Here is a 19978-nt window from a genome sequence, read left to right on the forward strand (position 1 = left end):
TATACCACCCTTTTAATTAGCTCTTTATTTCATCTAAAATTCAAACCAAGTTTCGATACTTTTAGAAAGTAGACATACCTCTTGAATACAATTAGTATTAAAATAAGAAATATGAAAGACTTAAAAAGGCTCTTACATGAAGGAAGGAAGTGCACAGCTATGGATTTTAAAACAGTTATGCAAGAACTTGAGGCTCTAGGTAAGGAACGAACGAAAAAAATATACATATCTAACGGTGCGCATGAGCCAGTATTCGGAGTAGCTACAGGTGCTATGAAACCAATCGCTAAAAAAATAAAATTAAATCAAGAGTTAGCTGAAGAGCTTTATGCCACAGGTAACTACGATGCTATGTACTTTGCAGGTATTATTGCCGATCCAAAAGCTATGAGTGAGTCTGATTTTGATCGCTGGATAGACGGGGCATATTTTTATATGCTATCTGATTATGTAGTGGCAGTAACTTTATCAGAGTCAAATATCGCACAAGATGTTGCTGATAAATGGATTGCAAGTGGGGACGAACTTAAAATGTCTGCAGGCTGGAGTTGCTACTGTTGGCTTTTAGGAAATCGCAAAGACAATGCGTTTTCCGAAAGTAAAATTTCCGATATGCTTGAAATGGTGAAAGATACAATTCATCATTCTCCAGAACGAACAAAATCCGCTATGAATAATTTCCTAAACACTGTGGCAATCTCATATGTACCACTACATGAAAAAGCAGTCGAGATTGCAAAAGAAGTTGGTATAGTTGAAGTCAAACGTGATAATAAAAAAAGCAGTTTGTTAAATGCTTCTGAAAGTATTCAGAAAGAACTTGATAGAGGAAGACTTGGTTTCAAGCGTAAGTATGTAAGGTGTTAAACAGATTCGTATCTGGGTGTCAATTTGATAAAGATTGACACCTTTTTCATTCAGGTTATATATCCCCTCATTTACTTTTAACTTATATTAAAAAATAATATCCTGATAACCTACTTCCATTACCTTTTCATTTAATAAACGAACTCCTACACCATTTTCTATATCCCACGTACAATTAAATGTAATTCCAACCTCTTTTCCCTCCATAATATCTGCATACGGAACAACAATACCATCTAAACTAATCATCTCTAGTATTTGATCATTTGTTTCAATTAATGGATAATTTTCTTGCATTCCAACATCATATCCTAATTCACATCGCCTTTGTTTGTAATAATCTAATATAGAATGTAATAAACTTATTTGTACCTCTTCCCAATTTTTTATTAATGATTGATATGCTACATACTGCCCTTCATCAAACACTCCATCTTCTTCACCATCTATCATCAAATCAATCTCAGTTACATTGCCTATAAAAGTTATAGGCATACACTTAGCCCAAGCATAATTATATTCAATCTCTCCAAAAACTGAATTGTTTACTCTCATTTATCTGTCATTCCTCTCGCACTTATTACTAAGGTGTCCCTGCTTCTTGTTAACTTCCATCAACACTTAACACTTGAAATACTCTTTCAAAAACATATAAAACGTTGGCCAACTCTCCTTTAATTCTCCATTTAAAAGTAATTCATCTCCACCTTCAAAATTTACTGAGTAAACTTTATCGGTTACACTATCAAGGACCAATACAGCATTTGCTGTCATTTCCGTTAATACTAAATACTTATTAGGAAATCCATGTTCCTTTCGAGCAATAATTGTGTAATATTCTATATTATTCTCTTCATCTATAATGTCAAGTAATTCATAAGGAACATGCACTTCCCAAAATGGTCCTGCAAATCGATAATAAAACTCTCTAAATGTATTAGACACTTCTACACCTAACCTATTTATTACTTCATTCACCTGACCTTTATCTTCCCGTTTATATATATCTTCTTTCAAGACTTCTTCTAAACGATTTGGCAAAGCATGCATTTGTATCCCTCCTTTACAAGGTTTATCCATGTGTTTATGAAATGAATTTGCAGCTCCCTGCAAACTACCTGTACGGCATAGAACCAATAAATGTAACCTCTAAACCATCAAACATATCCTCTCTTTTCACTTCATTATATTTAAAATCATAAAGAACAATAGCAAAGTTAATATCGTTCGCTAAACTATCTCCATTTACTAGCTTTTTTATTTTAGGAATAATTCGTTCACTATAAGAAAAATCATTTAAAATATGTTCAATTTCCCTTTTATTATTCTCATAAAAACAAATTTCAATATTATCTTCATCATAATAACCGAATTCAAAGCTCGTCCCAAACTTTGAATGAACTGAATCACCATCTATCGTGTAATCTATATCGACATACTCCTCAAGATTTTGGAGTGATTTAGAAATTCCAAACCAAACTGAAGCCATTTCACTATATTCCACTTTCCCACCCCCTCTAGCCGGTCTATAATTCATATAAACATTCTTTACTTTACTATTTTTGTAATCTCAAACTAGAAATCAACTCATTTAAACTGTTCGAAATCTCCATAAACAACCCACGTTCGAAATCCTCCAATTCGACTTTGCCACTTACATTATTTAAAACAACTAGTAAACCATTTCCTTCTACTCCTATAGGAATCTTATCTAGCTTACGATGATTTTTTTCATACCTTTCTAACTTCTCTTTGAAAGAGTCCAACTCTATATTTGGCAATACAGCCTCTAAACTAATATAATGGTCATCGATAAACCCATCCAAATCAGTAAACCAATATGAATTAAAATAGTGATGAACTGAATCATGAAACTTAATTCCGAACCGCTCCTCAAGTATTGTTAAATTAGTTTTAATATATTTCTCAACCGGTTTCCATGAAATTTCTTCTTCCTCTATTTCCCCATGATAGATAACGAAATTGACTTTTTCGTTATACGGTGTTTTAAATAAGAAATTCAAACCTCTATCAAAATATTCTTTTCTTAATTTAAAATATGTACTCATAGCATTCTTCACTATCACCATACTCCTCTTCAATGCACCATACATTTACATTTTCATTTTCACTTCCAATTATTCATATAAGCTCTCAATTTCCATACACCAAAAAGAACCCTTTTCCATACACTTATCATCAATTTTTTCAATTCTTCCTTCAACCAACTTATTGTAAACTCTGGTATATTATTATCGATAAAGGCATCCTCACCATTTATCTCTACTGCCTTATCAATCATTTTTGAATATACTAATAAACATGCTGCAAATGGAAGTTTCACTTTATCCTGCAATCTCAGCCGAAGAGAGCCCCTCATGAATATTTCCGCTTACAATGATAGAATGTCCCCAAAATATATCTCCATCCGAAAAGAATATTTCAAAATCACCTTCTGAATAAACGCTTAAGCTGCTTAATGTGATGGAATTAATGAACATTTCTTTTGTAATTTCGTCGATTTCTGCTTCATCATCATCTTGTAGCCATTCATTTGCTAACTCTACCAGTTCTTTTGCAGCGTACATTTTCATTTTCATTTTCCATTCATCTTGCTCTTTGAAAAGTGCATGTGCTGTTTCCAGTGCAGACTTCATCATATGTTTGTCTTCACTCCAATCAAAATATAAATGACATTCTTCACCAGCCCAAGATATTCTCTTTTCAAAAGCTTTCACTCTTTTATCGAGTTCGAACACACCCAACATCTCATCATGATAAAAAAGCGGTTTCATTGCATCTTGTAAGATGATTTCCAACTCATCATCTTTATATGGTGTTTCCAAAACCTTAACAAGCATCAATGAATTTTCTGACTTGCGCACCTGTAATGCTACAACTGTATTTGCTGTCAAAATGTCTTTTGATTTTCTCCATTCTGCATCATCAACCAACCATGCCAGTCGTATGTCTTCTTTTCTAATCGTTTCATTGTTATGTAAGTCTTTCCACGCAATCAAATCAATTGACGCAGTCCACAAAATGTTGTCACCGCCTTTTGATGCACCGATTCCTAATGCCCCTGTGACAGCTGCTATTTCAATCACATTTTCTGAGAATCTATTTTCAAATCTACTTATTTCACTTGATTTACTCAATTTCGAATACATTCCTTTCATAGCCCACAGGCATAAGTACTTTGTGAGTTTTCCTGTTTTATTATAATTGGTCATGGTAATGCCTATATAGAATTATAGCTATAATTCTATATAGGCGTTACCTGGAATTTTAAATTTATTTACATCATATTCTTTAATTATATATACTTTTATAGCTTTAAAATCTTTACCAAAAGCAAGAAATGGATTTTTTAAGAAATATATTATTTCTTCGTCGTCATAAATTCGGGCTTTAATTATTTCTTTGTCCGAGTGAAACGATAAATTGACTCCTTTGTAAAAATATTCGTAGTATCCTTCTTCATCCTGCTCACTCTTATCTTCAAAAGGAACAGATTCAATATAATATATATTCCCATTTACATTTATTGATTTCATACAGCATGACTTCCTTTTCAAGAATATTCATAAGAAATTAAATAGTCTCTGTCAATCATACCAAAAATAAGGGATTTACTTTTAGAATTTATAAAAAATATATAGGATTAAATTTAAATCTTTATATTTTTTTCCATATTACTTCATTATCTCTGTACAATTGTGTAATGTGTCACAGAAGTAGACATATTGCAATGAGTCGCAGTGAAGTGGGATATCCCTTGAGAATATAAAATAAGAAGATTAATCTAGAAAGACTATCTAGTCTAATCTTCTTTTATTGAATTTTTAATTAATGCATTTTTACCCTTAAAATAATATAATCAACGGGTGGATTATTATTTACATCCTCAAAACTGGTTCTAATTTTAAAGTCAAATTCATTTGTTATATTTTTCAATGAATAAAGGTTTGTTCCATCTACACTTGTACGGAGCAATATATCCGAAAACGTAAAACGCATGAAGAATATGTTGAGGAACTATTAGAAAACGCGGGTATGATATGCCGCAGAGGTTTTAGAAGTTCATGGCGATAATATCGAAGTTATAGGAACATACAAAGGCGCTAGAAATACCACAGAACACAAATGTAACTCATGTAAAAATATATGGGAGGCAGCACCAACAAATATTTTAAAAGGAAAGGGAGAGAAACATTATGTCAAAGTTATTACGTGAATTATCTAAACCGGATAGTGAGGCCCTGCGTTCCGAAGCACTAGAACAGTTAAAAGTTACTTCAGGTAAAATTGTTGCTTGTGATCCTCTTATTTTTAATAAAAATCACTTCGAACAAACAATTCAGCCAGGTACATATTCAATTGTTGCTTGGTGGCATAAGGAAGATGGAGTCATTGCTGGTGCTGAATTGAAATTGTCGGAGTCAAAAGCGGTAGGATGGAAGATGGCAACAAAACCAGAACAAAATGTCAGTGAACTGGAAGACGGATATATTTTTGGTTACCCGGTTGATACAGGCTTAGGGTGCTTTGCAGATGTTGAAGCAATTGATAAGTTAGAAGAAATAGAAGATAGGTTACAACAAGAACTAGGAGAAGAATTTACTAGTTTGTATGATGATCTTATAGATGACATACTAACAGAACATGATGAAGATTGGGGAAATTGCGTGGTGTGTGAGGAAACAGGAAGTAATATCATTATATTCCGTTCAGGTTATGGAGATGGATTTTATCCTTCCTATTGGGGAATCGATGAAGCAGGAAAAATTGTTTCACTTGTTACTGATTTTCAAGTGCTACATGAGGAAAATTGAGGACAACATCAATAATAATATAAAAGTCAATATTTTTTTCTTTTACAGCGTCTAATATTTGCAAATAACTCGTGGGATAATCTCCTTATATACTACTGGTTCTAATAAATAGGGTTATATTCTTAAGTGAATATAACCCGTCATTTTATCATGATAGAGTTGAACTTCAGAACACTCTACGCTCCGAAATTACTTTTTCTATGATTTCCTGGCGATTATATTCTACCTGCACCGTTTCACAGTTTCCCCAATGAGTAGGAGCGGATTTTTCGTTTGACTCAAATACATCTAGAAGACGATTCAATATCTCTTCCTCGTTAAATGCTACAGTCGGATACATTGCGATTGTAAAATAATTCGGTTTCATTTTACTACTCCTTTTATTTGCTTTATCACAGCCAAATAAGTTTAAATCCCTTTCCCACTATTAATCATGTAACTTATTTAAAAACTCCGTAAAATCATTAGCAATACAGAATACATTTTCTCTTGCTCTTTCCTCTGCTTCCTCAGCCGTAATCCCTTCACTTTCCATCAATGTTTCCTTTTCCCATGCCCCCTCATGTTCCCAAAAGACGACAATTGGATCTTCTTTATGATTTTTATAATCAAAGCAGATTAAATTTCCTGCTGGGTCAAATGCGAATGGAATCAATGCACTCGGTAATGTGTCATTGTAATCATTGAATATCTCAATAATATTTTCATCATCATCCATATCATAAGTTAGTAATGTGCAAAAAACTTTTCTCTTCCCCTCAACTTCAAATACTTCTGGACTAACATGTGCTCCGTTATTCTTCATTACACATTCTATATAATCTAAAGGAAAATGAACGCCCAACTCTTTTTCTCATTTATATTTGTTTGTTCGCGCCATAAACATACTTCTATATTTCGATACCTCTTCACATTTCCTATATCTCTTTCTACGACTATCTCTCACTCGAATTACAATTCGTTATTTTATTAATATTCAACATTTTTAATATAGTGCTTATTACTTCTTTAAACCGCTACTGAATTTTTCCGCATATAGTATATCGAATTCAGTTAGTTCTAGTTTTTGTTCTACAATATTCCCTTGTTCATCATACTTTTTAAAAGTCATTTCACGTCCCGCAATACATTCAGACTCATGCTTCTTCATTCCATTTTGAAAAAATTCAACACAGTACCCTTCAACCGCACTTCTATTCATATTACTGATTCTTTTTATATTTCCATCCATATAAAACTCCACATACTCTCCTTGTTTAACACCATTTTCTACATAGAAATAACATTCTATATTTCCATTCTCATAAACATCATAAGCTAAGCCAGTAAACAATTTTTCTTTACCATCATCCGCACACTCTACTATTCCTAACCCATAAGGTCCCCCATATTCTAAACATTCTTCAAACTCAAGGCCATTCTGTATTATATACTCCTTCGTTAACACATCATTTAACATTTTCAATCCTCCTTTACAATATTAGCTAATGGTTAAGCCTTGTGTAATAGTAAGTTTTTATCGTAATATAATTCTATTTTTATTGTGTAATTTCTATATACAATGAGAGGGATTTTCTAATATTCGTTTGTAACGTATGCTATCATAGGCCTTTAAATGTTCAAAATTCATTTACTTCTCACCAGACACACTTTTCTGTTCAATCCAAACCTCGCATTTACACAGTGCATCTCTTTCAGTAAATTAAAGCAATAGAAACTATCTTTAGTTTTTCCTCTTCTCTTATTTTTTGCCACAACTGTTTGCTAAGTGAACATGTTCATTAAAAATGTTGTTGTTAATTTGTTTTTCATATTTTTTTAATGTTTCATTTATTTTACTGCCAGTTTTACTTTCAAAACTTTTCTCTAATTCTGCTGCTATATCTCTTAGACTTGTTTGTAATTCATGAAATGCCCCTATGTTTTTTTGAAGAGCATATGTATCTTCTTTTATAATGTCTATTGATTTAAACCCTACTTCTGTTTTTAACATCATACGCTGCATTTCTCTTTCAATCTGTTTTTTAGCAGCTTGTAACTCCTCAACAACCTGATCTGCTAAATCTCCTGTAACACTTTCGATTTGCTTTTCTATCTTTTTAATTTCCCCCATAAAATCCATCATATAATTATCTCCTTATCTAAACTGAAAATTCCCCGCTAATTGATTATCTTTATCCCTAAGTGAATTTGCTGCATCACTAATTTCATCCCCAAAACTACTTAAACTTTTTTGTTCTTTTCTTAAAAGATGAATTAATTCTTCTGCCATGTGTACATCGTGAAAATAGTCATTTCCACCTTCTTTCGTTTTGGCAATTCGTGAGATGGCTTCATCTATTTCATATGCTTCTAATAGATGATATTTCCCACCTGGCCCTGTTTCATATTTTAATTGACTTTTCAACTTTTGAACCGCTTCAGCTTCTCTTCTTTGAAACTCTTCTATATTTTTTGCTATATCTGATAATCGATTACTGAGCATTTGAATTTTTTGTGCTTGTCTTATAATATCTTCAGGTTCTAATTTTAATATTGGACTTCCATTTGAATGAAATGCTCCTCTAAATGTATCTCTACCGTGTCCTTCCATAGTTAAACGTGTAAAAAAATCTTCTTTTGTATCATTCTGTCTCACTGTAAATTGCTTACCAATTAGAGGTGCACCGAATTGAGTATGGTTACCAATTGGGTCATTCTCATGTATATAATCCGTAGCTTTGTTTTCCATTTCCCCTCTATCTACCCGTTTTTTCGCTTCAGGACTTAGCAAACGATAAGGATTTGGTGCAGCCCATGTAGTTGCATAAAAATTCCGTTCCGAAGCAACATAATCAGCTTCTGCGCCTCCTTTACTATGCCCTGTAGCATGCACATAAGTTGGCTGATATGTTTCATTTACTTTATCTACCCATTCCAACCCGGTATTAAAAGATGTTGCAAAATCTGGTTTTACTGTTTGACTATTACTTGGAGTAATTAATTTAGAATGTGTTTTAATTCCAAACGTAATTTGATCGATATCTGTTTCGAAATCTGCTAATTGCTTAGGCTCTGTTCCACGAAATGCAAATACTATAGTTTCATAGTGAGTTTTATTCTCTTTATAATCATTTTTCGGCACCACTGCAATAGCTTGTAATCCATTTTTCACTTTTTGACAATCTGCATCTATTGATTCTATAACAACCCATTTTTTACCATTAACACCTTTTATTTCTACACCTTTGTGCAAAAATTTATCATCATACACTTTATCTGATAGTTCGAAGTAATCTTCATCTGTCGCAATTGAATTCTTTTTAAATTCACTCATATCTTTCAACTCATTTCATGGTATATTTTAACTATATTCAAATACAAGGGGATTTTTTATGAAGAAAAAATTAGTAATTATTTTATCCATTATTTGTATTATAGCAGGAGGATATTTTACAATGGAATACTTAAAACATAAAGAAAAAGAAGAATTTTTTTGGAAAACACAAGAAACAAGAGTAGAAAAGTATATTCATTATAATGTTAAAGATGTTAAATCGATTACATTTATAGAACATAAAATAAGTCCAATGGGAATTCCGTCTATAGAAGGATATATAAATGATGATAAAGATCTATGGTTTGATGCTAGTATCAGTACTACAGAAAACTTCGAAGATAAATTTTCACGTTCTGGAGAACTAGGAAAACTTATAAAAGACCCTGAAAAATCCGTATCCGAAATTGAAAAGGAAGAGAAAGAAAAGAAAAAAGAATAGTCTTTGCACTATTCTTGTCTTGTCTTCCCTATCCAATTTTAAAAAGAATGTAATAGGGGCATTTCTAATGAAGAAAGTAATTATTTTAATTGTATCTGCTTTGGTGCTCATAGCAGGAGGGTATTTTACAATAGAATACTTAAAACATAAAGAAATAGAAGAAAAGTTTTGGAAAGCACAAGAAGTTCGTGTAGAAAAGTATATTCATTATAATATTAAAGATGTGAAATCTATTACATTTACAGAACGTGAAACTAGTCCTATGGGCATTCCTAGACTAAAAGGGTATATAAATAATAACCAACAATTAGATTTTGTAGCTCGTATTAGTACTACAGAAAATTTCGAAGATAAATTTGACTGCTCTGCGGAATTAGGAAAACTTATAAAAGATCCTGAAAAGTCTGTTTCCGAAATTGAAAATGAAGAAAAGAAAAAAATCCAAGAGTAGTCTTTACGATTACTCTTTTGTTTTCCTATAAAAAATAAAACAAAAGTTGATTATTTGTAATATAGTAATAGCCATTTAACTATCTATAAGATAATTTTTTTATATTTGATAACCATATGCCTATCAATCCCATTATTTTAGTCTTATTTTTTTCCAATCTTTATTATCTCTCATCTATCTTATGTTTTATGTATGCAGCGATTTCTATTCTCTTGTTTAGCTATGTCTCTTATATTGGCAGAAACATGAATTATTCAACCGAAGATTTATAATCACTCTTTACATTTTTTAACCCTTCTATTACATTATTTATTCTTATCGATAAATCTTTTATTTCCTCTACTGTCAATTCTCCTTCTGCCTCTTGAGGGTTAAACATACTTAGCCTCTTTGTTATACCTTCAATACGCCCAACAAAAACTATATGATAATCGACTGCAATTTCTCCTATGGCAGTATCAACTATAACACCTTCAATCTTTCCTAAATTATCAAATTCATCCGCTAGTTTTGCTATAGCATATCGATACCCTCTCTCTTCATCTAATAACTCTTCATACGCCTCCCGAATTGCATGAAATAATTCATTATACTCCCAATCTTTCATACATCCTCCCTCAAAAAAAAATCCCCACGCTTATGTGAAAATAATCTTTCAACACAAATATGAGGACTTCCTTATTTCATTACTATACTTTACACATTTTATTCGTTAGAATCTTCTTCATTCAATTTATATACTCTATCTCTTTTCTCATCACTTTTGACAAAAATAAGCTTTCCTTCTTTAACAAAACCTTCTAATAGTAAGCATACTTGCCCATATGCTTTAGGCTTATTCGTTGTGAATCTCTCATCTGATATTTTACCAGCTCGTATTAATTGTTCGCATAACTCAAGTGCACTTATTTCTTCAGAATTAATTAATTCTAAAATATCCTTTTGTAAGGGCGATAAAGGCACAGGGGTCTCAGCTACCTCCACCTTTTCTCGTTTGTTTTCTTCTTCAAATAAATCTTCGAATGAAATTTGATTCATACTTCTTTTCCTTTCTAACGATTGATTTGTATAACATGAACTGAATCCTATAGCGTATGTATTATTATGTTACCTTTTTTCATAAATCCCAAACTCATGTACATCGTTTCATATAGTATATTTCGATTATACCAAATATACGTTCTGTTTTCTATTGTAGAATTCGTTATAATAGGAATGAAAGTAATGATGAACATTTTTCTCGTTGTTAATTGTATACTCTCTGTAAAAAAATAGAAATTAAATTTATAAATTTGTATAATAAAATAGTACGAGTGAAATTTTATTATAGAAAGGTTCTGTTAATATGTTAGGTATTCATGTTGAAAAAACAAAAGATGAACTAATTATTTCATGGCAATTCTCTAAAATTCATATTGCATTATGTGAAATCACTGAGGTAACGGAAGATAATACATATGCTGGTGTTGAAGAAAAAAGCGCAATCCGAATTGGAACAGCATATGGTACAACTGATCGTATTTTAATTAAGACAGTAAAACAAAATTATTTATTATTCACTACTAATAGAGTATCCATTTTAAATAAAATAAAAGCTTAATTGTTTTTCTTCCTATATTTAAACGTTAAACACTTTCATTCTATTATAGGAAACGCTACAAAAGATTCATTGATTACTCCTGCTCCTAATTCGGAAGCATATGGTGAAACTATATAACACAAACACCCTAGCTCTTCGCTAGGGTATTCTTAGTTTTATCTATAATACAGTAGTTCTACAATTCTTATTTATTTTTATGAACTCCTTGTAATTGACTAAGAACCTCATTGGCAGTCCTCTCAAATCTTTTAGGGTTATCAGCAATAATTTCATTAAGTAAATTAATTATCGTTAGTTGTATATCATGATTCATTCCTACAAGTACTTTAGCATACTCACTTCTATATAAATCATTATTTAAAATTCTTATGTTTAGTAGCATTGCCCACTCTTTTGCACTCTCAACCATTTTTGGTAAAGCTTTAGGCATCTCCGTTAAATATTTTCCGAAGCTCCCCTAGCTAGTTTTAACCATTTTATTTATCTAGATTGATATTTTAACGAAGTATATCCAGGCTATTTGCAGATTCAAATTCAGCTAAATTTTCATATTCCTACACGCAAACTTTAGAGTTATTTTATATAAATTTATTAAATAACCTCTTTACAAATCTATCATTTGCTATTAATTCAAATAGGTTGGTAATTGATTTAACCATTCTTCAAAATTATCCGCTTCCTTAGTTACACCATGTTCTTCATGAAAATAAAAGTAAACTCCCGTTCTCTGCCCCTCTTTTGAATGAAGGCAAAAGTAATCCCCATTACCTATACTATAAAAAGGGATTAGTTCTTTTTTCCAAAAACCTTCTTTCATTTCATAATCATAAATAAATTCAATAGTATCATTTCCGTTCGTCTTACCACTAGAAACATTTAAAATATCCCCTGGAAATACATATTCAGACATTAGTTCAATAAAGCATTTAAATTCTTTAGGAAATTGACATCCAAATTTTTTCTCCAGTTCCCTCCAATCATTATCTGAAGGGGAATCTAAATCCTCTAATTCTTTATCTAACATACTGTCTAATAAGTTTGCAATTTCATCTTTTCCCACAAACTATCCCCCTTATACTAGAAAAAAGGCTGAATTCTATTTTATTTACAAGTATTCTCTCGATTAAAGTCAAATACTACTAAATATGTGTTCTTTTCCATAGTATCCCCTTATCACAATTTCTCTAAGATTAAATTTACTTTTTCTAAATATAAATCTGGATTGTCCTCTCTTATCTCGAGAAGAATTCCTTTAATTATTTGCTTTGTTGAACTATTTATATTTTGTAAAACATTCATATACGATACGACTAAATCTTTTGAATGTAAAAGTGTCCAATGAATTCTTTCCACCTAGAATTCTGCATGAGATAACATTTTAGGAATAATAATAGCTAATTTGCATAGTCCTTCCTCTACTCCGGAATGTTTAGCAATATAAAAAATCGTTTCAACAAGGTAGTCACCCGCTGATGGCTCAGCAATATGATCCTCAAAAATTATACAAAGATCAGGAATTATATCATTTGTCCCTTTATTTGCTAATTCATTAAGAATACTCTCAAAAACTTCAATATTATCCCCTTCATTCTCTAGAAAACGCATTTTATATAGAACGGAAATTTCCCCTTTAAAATCTATTAACTTCTCCTCCTTTTTACAACATCGTTATTATAATTTATCACATATCTTCACATCATTATGTTCATAATACGTTCAACTAATCTATTATAATAAATTATTACTTTCTAATAACTGATACCAATCATCCTCTTTGCTTCCTACGGTTTCACTAATTCCTCCAAATTGAACAAACTTATTACCTAATTCACAATATCTTTTTCCTACATAATAATGTTGTAAGAAATTATTAAAATCACCATATGACTCAATAATAAAATTTTGATTAATTAAATCTCCATACAAACAAGAAACTTCTCCATTAATCTTATTAATAAACAATGGATATCTTTCAATTTTCCCTATACAAACCCACTTATCAGTACCACCTGGCATGTCCTCCGTATAAAATTGAATACTTTCGCGTTTTAGATGACCATATATAGTAATTACTCCACCGTTCAACAATTCATATTTTTTTATAATAAAATTATAATCTTTCAGAGGGTCTTCTTCTAATCTTTCATCAATCTTTTTTTCTGCCTCTATAATTTCACCAATAAGCAAACAAAATGGATCATTATCTAAAATATCCTTAATTAGTTCTATTTTTTCTAATACTGATTTCTCCATTTTCTACTCCCACTCATTATCTATTTAACTAAGATATAACTATTGCTTTACCCCTTTTAAAGGTTATTATTTTTCACTTCCTCAAACCACTCATCAGCAAAATCATCCGCCGTTTTTATATCATCATTTGTATGGATTAAATCATACTCATATTCAGCTTTAAACTTACCACTCTTAGTATCGTATATTAATTTCATCTCAGTTGGCATATCTTTTTCGTATTCTTTGCATAACATTTCAATTCTTTCGATATCTTCACTTATAATTTGTAGAACCTGAAACATTCGTTCTGGAGATACATCATATCTTTTTTCTCCATTTTTCAATGCATCATTAACCTTGTGACACTCTACATAGTTATTGTTAATGAAATAAAAGAAACTACTAGAAATCATATCTTCTTCATATGAAGCGTACACATATACTTTATCAGCTCTATTTTCAACATATTCCATACATATGGATACCATATCAGCTTGCAATTCACTAAACCTTTCCTCAAATTCTTTCATATTACTTTTTCACTCCTTAGATTAAAATTCAAATAGCAACGTCTTGATACCCCACTTCAGTTACTTTTTCATTTAGTAAACGTATTCCTAATCCATTCTCTGTATCCCACGTACAATCGAAAGTTATCCCAATATCTCGTTCTTCATGAATATCTCCATATGGGACTACAATTCCAACTAAAGTGATCCTCTTAAGTAATTGATCAATTGTTTCGATATGCGGATAATTTTCATTAAATCCAATATCATATCCTAATTGTTGACGCTCTTGCTTGTAATAGTCTAAAATCGCTTGTAAAAAATCTTGCTGCAATTGTTGCCAATTTTGCAATAATGAATTATAAGCAGTATATTGTCCTTCATCAAACTTACCGTCTTCTTCACCTTTCACTATCAATGCTATTTCAACTTCTTTTCCACAAAATTCAACGTTAATGTCCTTAACCCATCCATATGTATACTCAATCTCACCAAAAACTGCATCATTTATAATCATTTTTAACTCTCCCTATTTACTCCCTTGGATCCATATAGATTTCTCTATTCGTATAAAAGTTACCCTCTAATATTAACTGTTTTTTCCAGTCGTTTCTATACTCAGTATAGTACTATCAATTGCTAATTTTTCAATGAGTTTTTTCGCCTTCCCGTATGGAAATCTCTCTACTAATATATAAGGAAGATTTTTTGAACCCTTTAGCAAATCAATTACGGAAATCTCAAGCCCTAATATGTTCTTTATTCTTATTAAATCTTTCAAACCTTCACTAGGAGTTTTCACTAACACTATATTACATATATCAGACGACTTATGTATCGCTTTCTGTTCTATTTCACTTACACAACCACTATTCACCCATTTTTTAAAATCAGCGGTAATTACAGTAGCATGGCTTGGATTCATGTCCCCAGAATCAATTACTACCACCTCTTTTTCCTCTGCATGTTGAGCCATTAAAAATACATTACCCCCACCGTCATCACCAATTGAGACATATCCCCTCGCATACTCATCTACTTCCCAAACCTCGTTCCTTTCTGCAATATGCTCCGTACCATAAATAAGTAATCCACTACCGATTGAAAAGCCATTTGTACATCTCAATAATTCTTTATATACATTAGGTAATGTAACATTCATGCGATTTTCTACTGCTTGAATTTCAATATCACTCGCTGCTGACTTTTCTATCAAATCTGGAATATTAGATAGATTAATCATTTAATAATCCCTCCTAAACTATTAAGATATTTAAACGTATCGCCTGCCCTCTCTCTATAATCATTTCGCAATAGAGTTCATTAAATTCATAAAGTATGTCAGTATGTAAGCCTTCATTTTTCATTTGGTAAGTAGACAATCATTTTCCCATTCATGTACTCACCTTTCCATCCACAAGGCCATCCTCCCATTTTATACACCTCAAATACCTTTTCATAAAAATTATCCACTTTTCCATTTACTAAACGATTTAGTGCACACATCTCAAGGTCTCTTTCTACTTCTTCAAGAATATTTAGATGATCAATAGAAATAAATTCTAATCAAAAACAACTCTCAATCCTAAGTTTTACGATAAATAAAAAACATCCATCTTGAAATTCATCTAATTGCTCAAAAGAACATACATCAAAATTCACATACTCTCTAAGTTTTTTATGCTCTAGGTTCATAAGTTCTAAATTTCTCTTTACCTCTACTTTTTGATGATAAGAATTAAATTGTATGATTGTCATTTTTACTCCATCCCTATTATTACATTAAACTTCTAATCTTCATAAATTACCGATCCCATATACTTCAGGCTTCTACCATCCAGTTTTGCTTCTTCAACAAGTTCTTCATATTCAAAATCATATAACCTAATGACAGTATTGTATTGTTCTTCTAAATTTCCACCATAAAATTCTATAAGTTCACTTATAATTGATTCAGAATACGAAGCATTCTGTAGTAATTCAGACAAAGAAGATGTAACATGTTCATTATATGTACATTCTAATAAGTCTTGATTATACTCAATGAAATCTATTTGAAAATCAGTCATAAAACGCGAAGGAATCCTGTTCCCCTCATTATCATATTTTATTTCTACATACTTTCTTAACACCATTTCGCTAGTACCATTTCCAAACCAAAGAGAAACAGCTCCTGGACTTTCCATATTAATCCTCCTTTCCAATTTTTCTATGTTCTAATGGTAATAAATCAGGCATACTGTTTCAGATATAATGTAATTAGGTTCTTAATTTCTTTTTAAATGTTTCAATTCTTTACCAGTTACGTTATTAATAAATCTTATTTTTTCATTTTCAATTTGTACGAGTTCGTTAGTTTCATATACATTCCATGTGTTTATATTCATCATTCAGTAAAATGTCACCTCGCCTAAGCTCGTACTTCGTTTTCTATTCTATCATTGCACTTAGTACTTCATGATGGTTGTACCATCATGGAGTGTATTCTTCAAAATAGCCATTTCTTTTTCTATTTACTTCTCATATATGCTTATACATGTTTACGCTAAGCCACTACAAACTTTTATCATATATGATATTGTACTCATTTTTTTGTATCTTCCAGATTTTTAAGATGCTTTTCTAAGTATTTTTTCCCTGAATTACTTTTAGGCATAAGACCAAGATGTTCATATTCCCAAATAATCATTCTCTCGTGGGAATTTTCATCTGAAAGGTCATCATAATTAAAGTCAATATCAAACTTTCCTGTATTATCAAAAATCATAGTGAAATTTGTCCAAGCTTCTTGATCATTATCAATAAACTCTTTCTTCATTCTCTTAATACAATCTAACAAACGATGCCACTTCTTAAAATATTCTTCTTCTGGGACATTAAAGATTTCAAAAATACTATGACTGTAAATAGGAGTACTATTCTCTTCAGTGTAGTAATAAAAATATGCCTCTTGAGCACCTTCCCCAACCTCACCATACAGGTAAACCTTAAACCACTTCTCTGGAATTGTATCAATTACAACCTCTGCTATTTCATTGTATAACTTGCTTAATTTTTCATCATTCATCTAATTTTCCTCCTGGTACATTATCAAAATCCCTCAATCTCCATCTATCTTCATCACCAATTTTATATCTAATAACAACACTGTCTGGACGTTTTGAATTCCCGCTATAATTCGGCGTTATTTTCACCCTAACTTTATCACCATCATTAAGAGCATTAGCCCATTCATTCTCTAGTTTTTTCCATTCTCCTCTGTTTAAGTTACAATTCATTGGAACTAAATTATCCATATTACCAGAGTCTTTAAATATAGTTGCAATTAAATGTCCGCCGTCATCATCCAAACGGTCATTCCCACCTACCACTCTCTGAGCGTAGTTATTCCGCTTACCATCACCTAATTGAAGGCTACCCTCGCAACTTGCAACACACCCTTGACTATCTGTTGTATATGTATATCCTTCTTTACTTGTTCAACATTTTGCTTTAATATCTTTTTACGTTTTTCCCTAGCATATTGTTCTCCATAGTTTACTTTTACAGGCCCTTCACCCGTACCCTTAACCCCACCACTCTCCAAATTCGAGACCCTACTCTGAATACTCGCCTTTGAGGCATCATGGGCTTCTTGGAATTTTCCGCTATAGTTCGTTCCAGTTCTAACGACACTTCCATCTGGCAGTATTTCTACACTTTTAACGAATGGGGATACGGAGTCCGCACCTTTCGCTAATGTATTTTCAATTATATAATACCAGTAATTTGGGTTAGCCTTAATTCACAAAAATAATTTTTATAAATTTATAGCATGCCTACCTATTAAAAAAGCACTTATTGCCTTTCGTAGACAATCAAGTGCTTTAAATTCATCTGTTTTTAAGCAGCATAAATTTATAAGTATTTTAGTAAAAGTATGACACCTTGTATGCATCGTGACAAGTAGATTAAAACTTACGAGCTTGTACGAGTTCATTAGTTTCAGGTTCATTTTAAGTGGTATATATTCGTAGCCAAATAAAACCTCATCTCACCTAAGCTCGTACTTTGTTTTCTGTTCTTTCATTGCACTCCATGATGATACAACCATCATTAATCTGTACTTTTTAACAGCCCATTTTAAATAGCGACATCTTGATAACCTACTTCATCTACCCTTTCATTTATAAGACGAATTCCTAAACCATTTTCCTCATCCCATGAACAATCAAACGAGATCCCTACATCACGTCCATCACGAAGGAAATCATACGGAACAGAAATACCTACTAATGTTATATGTTCTATTAATTGATCAACTGTTTCAATTAATGGATAATCTTCATTAAATGCAACATCATAACCAAGCTCATGCCTTTTTTGTTTATAATAATTTAAAAGTGGTTGTAATATGTTATGTTGGATTTTCTCCCAATTATCCATTAATGAATTGTATGCCACATATTGACCTTCATCAAATTTACCATCATCTTCTCCTCCAATTAATAATGCTATCTCCGTGTCCTTTCCTAAAAACTTTATGGTTCTGTATCCTACCCATGTATACTGATAATCAAGTTCTCCAAAAACTTTATCATTTATTGTCATTTTATAATCTCCTTATTATTTATTTGCAAATCCTCCAGGTTCAAAAGCTCCTGCGTTTATTTCACCAACTCCACCAAGGTGTCCAAATTTGGCGTTTATTTCTGTTGGCACAAGTTGTATAGTAACTCCATCATTTAACTCATGCCATGTTAATTTATTTTTCACTCGGTATTTTTCTATATCTTTTGCCGTAATTCCACCAGCTTCCATTCCAAATTGGTTTGCCAATTCTGGTGAATTATTAAGCTGATCTGCTAACCTTTCATTTGCTTGCTTAAAATTATAATCTCTAGCAGTATTTCCTTTAGCCCCTTTTCCACCTAGCATATAATCGATTTCCAACTGTGCCTTTGCTACTGGTGAAAAATCAGGAACTCCATTTTTATACTCAATTCCATTAATACCAGCTTCATTTAAGATTTTCTGTAACGTAGGATCTGGTGGTGGTTTTAGGGTACATAAAGACTCACCTCTAACCCCTTCAAAAACGACATTTGAATTCGTTTCTGCGGGTGTTTGCTTGAATCTTGATTCATATGTACTGGCAAATTCCTCTTGCTTGAAGGCTGGTGGAACTTCAGCCTCTCTATTACCCGTACCCTTAACCCCACCACTCTCCAAATTCGAGACCCTACTCTGAATACTCGCCTTTGAGGCATCATGGGCTTCTTGGAATTTTCCGCTATAGTTCGTTCCAGATCTAACGACACTTCCATCTGGCATTATTTCTACACCTTTAACGAATGGGGTTACGGAGTCCACACCTTTTGCTAATGTATTTTCAATTATATAATACTAATAATTTATGTTAGCCTGAATTCATAAAAAATAATTTCTAAAAATTTATAGCATGTCTATCTAATAAAAAAGCACTCGTTGCCTTTCGGAGACAATCAAGTGCTTTAAGTTCATGTATTTTTAAATAGCATAAATCTGTAAGTTTTTTAGTAACAGTACGACACCTTTTATATGTCATGACAACTACTACATTAAAACTTACGAGTTTCTATCAGTTCGTTAGTTTAATATGCATTCCATGTGTTTTGAAGTATGCACTTTTTAATAGCCTACTTTTTTTCCACTGCAAATACACTTTATTTTCTATTCATCTACATATATGATTGTTATCTTTA

28 protein-coding genes and 6 pseudogenes are annotated in these 19978 nt (G+C 31.8%); 5 read left to right on the top strand and 29 right to left on the bottom strand.

Features of this window, described 5'->3' with window-relative positions:
• Positions 1-159: 159 nt before the first annotated feature.
• Positions 160-867 (top strand): DNA alkylation repair protein, encoded by a 708-nt coding sequence (locus tag BC_RS16310; RefSeq protein ID WP_000346313.1) that lies wholly within the window; start codon positions 160-162, stop codon positions 865-867.
• An 87-nt stretch (positions 868-954) separates the two neighbouring features.
• On the opposite strand, the gene BC_RS16315 is transcribed toward BC_RS16310, so the two are convergent.
• The 7 genes and pseudogenes from BC_RS16315 to BC_RS16345 form a co-directional block, all read right to left on the bottom strand.
• Positions 955-1422 (bottom strand): DUF6985 domain-containing protein, encoded by a 468-nt coding sequence (locus BC_RS16315; RefSeq protein ID WP_001265696.1) that lies wholly within the window; start codon positions 1420-1422, stop codon positions 955-957.
• Positions 1423-1488: 66 nt separating this feature from the next.
• On the bottom strand, positions 1489-1917 hold the full coding sequence (locus BC_RS16320; RefSeq protein WP_000543095.1) for an SMI1/KNR4 family protein: 429 nt from the start codon (positions 1915-1917) through the stop codon (positions 1489-1491).
• Between the two features lie 64 nt (positions 1918-1981).
• Complete coding sequence (locus tag BC_RS16325; RefSeq protein WP_002195702.1) at positions 1982-2404, bottom strand: immunity 22 family protein; 423 nt, start codon at positions 2402-2404, stop codon at positions 1982-1984.
• Positions 2405-2423: 19 nt separating this feature from the next.
• The gene (locus BC_RS16330; protein WP_172459104.1) at positions 2424-2936 is read right to left on the bottom strand and encodes a SecY-interacting protein Syd; all 513 of its coding nucleotides are present in this window, start codon (positions 2934-2936) and stop codon (positions 2424-2426) included.
• A gap of 69 nt (positions 2937-3005) precedes the next feature.
• Positions 3006-3199, bottom strand: a pseudogene (locus BC_RS16335) (hypothetical protein); the annotation flags it as partial.
• Between the two features lie 13 nt (positions 3200-3212).
• The gene (locus BC_RS16340; protein WP_000677950.1) at positions 3213-4046 is read right to left on the bottom strand and encodes a DUF2262 domain-containing protein; all 834 of its coding nucleotides are present in this window, start codon (positions 4044-4046) and stop codon (positions 3213-3215) included.
• 78 nt (positions 4047-4124) lie between these two features.
• Positions 4125-4424 (bottom strand): hypothetical protein, encoded by a 300-nt coding sequence (locus BC_RS16345; RefSeq protein ID WP_000836243.1) that lies wholly within the window; start codon positions 4422-4424, stop codon positions 4125-4127.
• A 660-nt stretch (positions 4425-5084) separates the two neighbouring features.
• On the opposite strand from BC_RS16345, the gene BC_RS16350 reads away from it, so the two are divergent.
• Positions 5085-5702 carry a DUF4241 domain-containing protein gene (locus BC_RS16350; RefSeq protein ID WP_000040618.1) on the top strand — a complete coding sequence of 206 codons (618 nt, stop codon included), beginning with the start codon at positions 5085-5087 and terminating at the stop codon, positions 5700-5702.
• A 132-nt stretch (positions 5703-5834) separates the two neighbouring features.
• On the opposite strand, the pseudogene BC_RS16355 reads toward BC_RS16350, so the two are convergent.
• The 5 genes and pseudogenes from BC_RS16355 to BC_RS16375 all read right to left on the bottom strand — a co-directional run.
• A pseudogene (locus BC_RS16355) lies at positions 5835-6069 on the bottom strand (hypothetical protein); the annotation flags it as partial.
• Positions 6070-6129: 60 nt separating this feature from the next.
• Positions 6130-6555, bottom strand: a pseudogene (locus BC_RS16360) (SMI1/KNR4 family protein); the annotation flags it as partial.
• Between the two features lie 147 nt (positions 6556-6702).
• Positions 6703-7161, bottom strand: coding sequence for a toxin-antitoxin system YwqK family antitoxin (locus BC_RS16365; RefSeq protein ID WP_000930907.1), 459 nt, complete (start codon positions 7159-7161; stop codon positions 6703-6705).
• Positions 7162-7443: 282 nt separating this feature from the next.
• Positions 7444-7827, bottom strand: coding sequence for a hypothetical protein (locus tag BC_RS16370; protein ID WP_000968639.1), 384 nt, complete (start codon positions 7825-7827; stop codon positions 7444-7446).
• 12 nt (positions 7828-7839) lie between these two features.
• On the bottom strand, positions 7840-9018 hold the full coding sequence (locus tag BC_RS16375; protein WP_001288653.1) for a hypothetical protein: 1179 nt from the start codon (positions 9016-9018) through the stop codon (positions 7840-7842).
• Between the two features lie 58 nt (positions 9019-9076).
• Here BC_RS16375 and BC_RS16380 point away from each other — a divergent pair, with 58 nt between their 5' ends.
• Positions 9077-9460, top strand: coding sequence for a DUF1433 domain-containing protein (locus BC_RS16380; RefSeq protein WP_000728330.1), 384 nt, complete (start codon positions 9077-9079; stop codon positions 9458-9460).
• A gap of 67 nt (positions 9461-9527) precedes the next feature.
• Complete coding sequence (locus BC_RS16385) at positions 9528-9911, top strand: DUF1433 domain-containing protein (RefSeq protein WP_000755747.1); 384 nt, start codon at positions 9528-9530, stop codon at positions 9909-9911.
• Between the two features lie 250 nt (positions 9912-10161).
• Here BC_RS16385 and BC_RS16390 read toward each other — a convergent pair whose 3' ends face one another.
• A complete protein-coding gene (locus BC_RS16390) occupies positions 10162-10518 on the bottom strand; it encodes an Imm3 family immunity protein (RefSeq protein WP_000656085.1) in 357 nt (118 codons plus the stop codon).
• Between the two features lie 98 nt (positions 10519-10616).
• Positions 10617-10949, bottom strand: coding sequence for a DUF3895 domain-containing protein (locus tag BC_RS16395; protein WP_001071930.1), 333 nt, complete (start codon positions 10947-10949; stop codon positions 10617-10619).
• 307 nt (positions 10950-11256) lie between these two features.
• On the opposite strand from BC_RS16395, the gene BC_RS16400 reads away from it, so the two are divergent.
• Positions 11257-11511 (top strand): hypothetical protein, encoded by a 255-nt coding sequence (locus BC_RS16400; RefSeq protein WP_000900616.1) that lies wholly within the window; start codon positions 11257-11259, stop codon positions 11509-11511.
• 184 nt (positions 11512-11695) lie between these two features.
• On the opposite strand, the pseudogene BC_RS16405 reads toward BC_RS16400, so the two are convergent.
• The 15 genes and pseudogenes from BC_RS16405 to BC_RS16465 all read right to left on the bottom strand — a co-directional run.
• Positions 11696-11959: pseudogene (locus BC_RS16405) on the bottom strand (Imm30 family immunity protein); the annotation flags it as partial.
• A gap of 177 nt (positions 11960-12136) precedes the next feature.
• Positions 12137-12571: an SMI1/KNR4 family protein gene (locus BC_RS16410; protein ID WP_000513840.1), complete on the bottom strand. Its 435-nt coding sequence runs from the start codon at positions 12569-12571 to the stop codon at positions 12137-12139.
• A gap of 293 nt (positions 12572-12864) precedes the next feature.
• On the bottom strand, positions 12865-13116 hold the full coding sequence (locus BC_RS16415; RefSeq protein ID WP_001211429.1) for an Imm30 family immunity protein: 252 nt from the start codon (positions 13114-13116) through the stop codon (positions 12865-12867).
• Positions 13117-13239: 123 nt separating this feature from the next.
• Positions 13240-13764 (bottom strand): hypothetical protein, encoded by a 525-nt coding sequence (locus tag BC_RS16420; protein WP_000415780.1) that lies wholly within the window; start codon positions 13762-13764, stop codon positions 13240-13242.
• A 56-nt stretch (positions 13765-13820) separates the two neighbouring features.
• Complete coding sequence (locus tag BC_RS16425) at positions 13821-14276, bottom strand: immunity protein YezG family protein (protein WP_000657445.1); 456 nt, start codon at positions 14274-14276, stop codon at positions 13821-13823.
• 28 nt (positions 14277-14304) lie between these two features.
• Positions 14305-14772, bottom strand: a complete 468-nt coding sequence (locus BC_RS16430; protein ID WP_000586115.1) for a DUF2004 domain-containing protein — start codon at positions 14770-14772, stop codon at positions 14305-14307.
• Between the two features lie 72 nt (positions 14773-14844).
• Complete coding sequence (locus BC_RS16435; protein ID WP_000609233.1) at positions 14845-15498, bottom strand: SMI1/KNR4 family protein; 654 nt, start codon at positions 15496-15498, stop codon at positions 14845-14847.
• A 113-nt stretch (positions 15499-15611) separates the two neighbouring features.
• A pseudogene (locus tag BC_RS27705) lies at positions 15612-15815 on the bottom strand (cytoplasmic protein); the annotation flags it as partial.
• A gap of 6 nt (positions 15816-15821) precedes the next feature.
• Positions 15822-16013 (bottom strand): hypothetical protein, encoded by a 192-nt coding sequence (locus tag BC_RS16440; RefSeq protein WP_000152601.1) that lies wholly within the window; start codon positions 16011-16013, stop codon positions 15822-15824.
• 32 nt (positions 16014-16045) lie between these two features.
• Positions 16046-16441, bottom strand: coding sequence for an immunity 22 family protein (locus BC_RS16445; RefSeq protein ID WP_000445621.1), 396 nt, complete (start codon positions 16439-16441; stop codon positions 16046-16048).
• Between the two features lie 81 nt (positions 16442-16522).
• Positions 16523-16645: a hypothetical protein gene (locus BC_RS28225; RefSeq protein WP_000981111.1), complete on the bottom strand. Its 123-nt coding sequence runs from the start codon at positions 16643-16645 to the stop codon at positions 16523-16525.
• 194 nt (positions 16646-16839) lie between these two features.
• Positions 16840-17322, bottom strand: a complete 483-nt coding sequence (locus BC_RS16450) for an antitoxin YezG family protein (RefSeq protein ID WP_000997349.1) — start codon at positions 17320-17322, stop codon at positions 16840-16842.
• Positions 17315-18009: pseudogene (locus BC_RS16455) on the bottom strand (DNA/RNA non-specific endonuclease). The gene BC_RS16450 and the pseudogene BC_RS16455 overlap by 8 nt, the downstream one beginning before the upstream one ends.
• A 368-nt stretch (positions 18010-18377) precedes the next feature.
• Positions 18378-18845: a DUF6985 domain-containing protein gene (locus BC_RS16460; protein WP_000154327.1), complete on the bottom strand. Its 468-nt coding sequence runs from the start codon at positions 18843-18845 to the stop codon at positions 18378-18380.
• Between the two features lie 15 nt (positions 18846-18860).
• A complete protein-coding gene (locus BC_RS16465) occupies positions 18861-19568 on the bottom strand; it encodes an HNH endonuclease (RefSeq protein WP_001112758.1) in 708 nt (235 codons plus the stop codon).
• Positions 19569-19978: the final 410 nt, after the last annotated feature.

This window comes from Bacillus cereus ATCC 14579, assembly GCF_000007825.1.
GTDB classification, from domain to species: Bacteria; Bacillota; Bacilli; order Bacillales; family Bacillaceae_G; genus Bacillus_A; species Bacillus_A cereus.

Bases quoted from the DNA above. Each gene is read 5' to 3' on its own strand.
- BC_RS16365 (WP_000930907.1), bottom strand. From the start codon at position 7,161: ATGTTAAATGATGTGTTAACGAAGGAGTATATAATACAGAATGGCCTT.
- BC_RS16350 (WP_000040618.1), top strand. From the start codon at position 5,085: ATGTCAAAGTTATTACGTGAATTATCTAAACCGGATAGTGAGGCCCTG.
- BC_RS16460 (WP_000154327.1), bottom strand. From the start codon at position 18,845: ATGACAATAAATGATAAAGTTTTTGGAGAACTTGATTATCAGTATACA.
- BC_RS16400 (WP_000900616.1), top strand. From the start codon at position 11,257: ATGTTAGGTATTCATGTTGAAAAAACAAAAGATGAACTAATTATTTCA.
- BC_RS16375 (WP_001288653.1), bottom strand. From the start codon at position 9,018: ATGAGTGAATTTAAAAAGAATTCAATTGCGACAGATGAAGATTACTTC.
- BC_RS16435 (WP_000609233.1), bottom strand. From the start codon at position 15,498: ATGATTAATCTATCTAATATTCCAGATTTGATAGAAAAGTCAGCAGCG.
- BC_RS16425 (WP_000657445.1), bottom strand. From the start codon at position 14,276: ATGAAAGAATTTGAGGAAAGGTTTAGTGAATTGCAAGCTGATATGGTA.
- BC_RS16385 (WP_000755747.1), top strand. From the start codon at position 9,528: ATGAAGAAAGTAATTATTTTAATTGTATCTGCTTTGGTGCTCATAGCA.
- BC_RS16445 (WP_000445621.1), bottom strand. From the start codon at position 16,441: ATGGAAAGTCCAGGAGCTGTTTCTCTTTGGTTTGGAAATGGTACTAGC.
- BC_RS16420 (WP_000415780.1), bottom strand. From the start codon at position 13,764: ATGGAGAAATCAGTATTAGAAAAAATAGAACTAATTAAGGATATTTTA.
- BC_RS16315 (WP_001265696.1), bottom strand. From the start codon at position 1,422: ATGAGAGTAAACAATTCAGTTTTTGGAGAGATTGAATATAATTATGCT.
- BC_RS16325 (WP_002195702.1), bottom strand. From the start codon at position 2,404: ATGAATTATAGACCGGCTAGAGGGGGTGGGAAAGTGGAATATAGTGAA.
- BC_RS16320 (WP_000543095.1), bottom strand. From the start codon at position 1,917: ATGCATGCTTTGCCAAATCGTTTAGAAGAAGTCTTGAAAGAAGATATA.
- BC_RS16340 (WP_000677950.1), bottom strand. From the start codon at position 4,046: ATGAAAGGAATGTATTCGAAATTGAGTAAATCAAGTGAAATAAGTAGA.
- BC_RS16370 (WP_000968639.1), bottom strand. From the start codon at position 7,827: ATGATGGATTTTATGGGGGAAATTAAAAAGATAGAAAAGCAAATCGAA.
- BC_RS16310 (WP_000346313.1), top strand. From the start codon at position 160: ATGGATTTTAAAACAGTTATGCAAGAACTTGAGGCTCTAGGTAAGGAA.
- BC_RS16330 (WP_172459104.1), bottom strand. From the start codon at position 2,936: ATGAGTACATATTTTAAATTAAGAAAAGAATATTTTGATAGAGGTTTG.
- BC_RS16390 (WP_000656085.1), bottom strand. From the start codon at position 10,518: ATGAAAGATTGGGAGTATAATGAATTATTTCATGCAATTCGGGAGGCG.
- BC_RS16450 (WP_000997349.1), bottom strand. From the start codon at position 17,322: ATGAATGATGAAAAATTAAGCAAGTTATACAATGAAATAGCAGAGGTT.
- BC_RS16440 (WP_000152601.1), bottom strand. From the start codon at position 16,013: ATGACAATCATACAATTTAATTCTTATCATCAAAAAGTAGAGGTAAAG.
- BC_RS16465 (WP_001112758.1), bottom strand. From the start codon at position 19,568: ATGCCAGATGGAAGTGTCGTTAGATCTGGAACGAACTATAGCGGAAAA.
- BC_RS28225 (WP_000981111.1), bottom strand. From the start codon at position 16,645: ATGATGAATATAAACACATGGAATGTATATGAAACTAACGAACTCGTA.
- BC_RS16395 (WP_001071930.1), bottom strand. From the start codon at position 10,949: ATGAATCAAATTTCATTCGAAGATTTATTTGAAGAAGAAAACAAACGA.
- BC_RS16430 (WP_000586115.1), bottom strand. From the start codon at position 14,772: ATGATTATAAATGATGCAGTTTTTGGTGAGATTGAGTATACATATGGA.
- BC_RS16345 (WP_000836243.1), bottom strand. From the start codon at position 4,424: ATGAAATCAATAAATGTAAATGGGAATATATATTATATTGAATCTGTT.
- BC_RS16380 (WP_000728330.1), top strand. From the start codon at position 9,077: ATGAAGAAAAAATTAGTAATTATTTTATCCATTATTTGTATTATAGCA.
- BC_RS16415 (WP_001211429.1), bottom strand. From the start codon at position 13,116: ATGCGTTTTCTAGAGAATGAAGGGGATAATATTGAAGTTTTTGAGAGT.